The organism is Roseateles sp., assembly GCF_031397715.1.
Taxonomy (GTDB): Bacteria; Pseudomonadota; Gammaproteobacteria; order Burkholderiales; family Burkholderiaceae_C; genus Paucibacter_A.
On record NZ_JANNMI010000074.1, the window covers coordinates 1 to 2,072 of the forward strand.

4 protein-coding genes are annotated in these 2,072 nt (G+C 61.8%); all 4 read left to right on the plus strand.

The features are described from left to right. Positions 1-551 (plus strand): circularly permuted type 2 ATP-grasp protein (locus RMO57_RS03360; protein ID WP_310384214.1); only part of this gene is annotated, 551 nt, incomplete at its 5' end. Positions 552-564: 13 nt separating this feature from the next. Then, positions 565-696 carry an alpha-E domain-containing protein gene (locus tag RMO57_RS21960; protein ID WP_414858681.1) on the plus strand — a complete coding sequence of 44 codons (132 nt, stop codon included), beginning with the start codon at positions 565-567 and terminating at the stop codon, positions 694-696. Positions 697-709: 13 nt separating this feature from the next. Then, on the plus strand, positions 710-1,657 hold the full coding sequence (locus RMO57_RS03365) for an alpha-E domain-containing protein (RefSeq protein ID WP_310384216.1): 948 nt from the start codon (positions 710-712) through the stop codon (positions 1,655-1,657). A gap of 14 nt (positions 1,658-1,671) precedes the next feature. Next, positions 1,672-2,072 (plus strand): transglutaminase N-terminal domain-containing protein (locus RMO57_RS03370; protein WP_310384218.1); only part of this gene is annotated, 401 nt, incomplete at its 3' end.

Genomic DNA, 2,072 nt, shown 5'->3' on the forward strand with positions numbered 1-2,072 from the left:
CATTAGGCTGCGCGGGCCTGGTCGAGGCCTACAAGGCCGGCAATGTCAATCTGGCCAATGGCATAGGCACAGGGATTGCCGACGACAAGTCCATCTACCCCTATGTGCCCAAGATGATTGAGTTCTATCTGGGCGAGAAACCTATCCTCAACAATGTGCCCACCCATGTCTGCCGCGAAGCTGAGGACCTGAACTATGTGCTGGCCAACTTGGCCGACTTGGTGGTGAAGGAAGTGCACGGCGCCGGCGGCTACGGCATGTTGGTCGGCCCGGCCGCCACCAAGCAAGAAATCGAAGACTTCCGCGCCTGCCTGCTGGCCAACCCGAGCAACTACATCGCCCAGCCGACGCTGAGCCTGTCGACCTGCCCGACCTTTGTCGAGGCCGGCATCGCGCCGCGCCATATCGACCTGCGGCCTTTTGTGCTGTCCGGCGAGAAGGTGCAGATCGTGCCCGGTGGCCTGACCCGCGTGGCGCTGAAGGAAGGCTCGCTGGTCGTCAACAGCAGCCAGGGCGGCGGCACCAAGGACACCTGGGTGTTGGAAGATTGAAGGAAGAAAAACAATGCTGTCAAGAACCGCCGACCACCTTTTTTGGCTCTCTCGTTACATGGAGCGGGCGGTTCTGACGCGCAGCGTCAGCGGCGCAGCCACAACACAGCCGAGCGCGCCAGCGCGTGCGGTGTTTTCGGCCTGAAGGAAGAAAAACAATGCTGTCAAGAACCGCCGACCACCTTTTTTGGCTCTCTCGTTACATGGAGCGGGCCGAAAACACCGCTCGGATGCTGGACGTCAACTACCAGACCTCGCTGCTGCCGCAATCGCCCGCCGCCGCCGAGCAGGGCTGGCGCAGCCTGCTGTCGATCTCGGAGTTGACCGGGCCGTATCAAGCCCGCTGGGGCGAGATCGAGGCCGAGCGGGTCAAGCATTTCATGGTCAGCGACGAGCGCAACCCCTCCTCGATTCTGAGCTGCCTGCGCGAGGCGCGCGAGAACGCCCGTGCGGTGCGCGGCACGCTGACCACCGAGGTTTGGGAAACCACCAATCAGACCTGGCTGGAGTTCAAACGGATGATTGCCGACGGCTTGCTCAAGCAAGACCCGGCTGCTTTATGCGAATGGGTCAAGTTCCGCTCGCATTTGTCGCGCGGCGTGACGGTGGGCACGATGCTGCAGGACGAGGCCTTCAACTTCCTGCGCATAGGCTCGTTTCTGGAGCGGGCCGATAACACCGCCCGCCTGTTGGACGTCAAGTTCCACGCGCTGGACGCGGCTGCGGAGCCGTCCGGTCCTGGCGCTAGGGACTTCTACCATTGGTCGGCGGTGCTGCGCTCGGTCTCGGCGTTTGAGGTCTACCGCAAGGTTTACAGCAATGTGATCACGCCGGACAAGGTGGCCGAGTTGCTGATTCTGCGGCCCGATATGCCGCGCTCGCTGGCGCATTGCATGGCGCGCCTGCTCAGCAATCTAAAGCGGGTGGCCAACAACCAGTCGGCCGAGACATTGCGCCTGGCCGGCCGCATCAATGCCGATCTGGAGCACGCCAGCATCGATGAGATCCTGCAACCTGGCCTGCATGTTTTCTTGAGCCAGTTTCTGGACCGCGTCGGCAAGCTCGGCGTCGGCATCAGCCGCGACTTTTTGAATCCGTCGGTCTAACAAATTAGGCACACATGGCTATCCGCGTCGCACTGCACCACAAAACAAGCTACCGCTACGACCGCGCCGTAGCACTCTCGCCGCATGAGGTGCGGCTACGGCCAGCGCCTCATGCGCGCACACCGATCTTGTCGTACTCCTTGACGGTGGAGCCGGCCGAGCACTTCATCAACTGGCAGCAAGACCCCTACGGCAATTACATCGGCCGTTTTGTCTTTCCCGAGAAGGCCGAGGAGCTGAGCTTCACCGTCGACTTGGTCGCCGATATGACGGTCATCAACCCGTTTGACTTCTTCGTCGAAAAGTACGCCGAGCGCTTCCCCTTTGTCTACCCGGCCCAGCTGGCGGCGGAGTTAGGGCCTTATCTGCAGGTCGACCCACCCGGCCCGATGTTGAAGGAATGGATCGCGGCGGT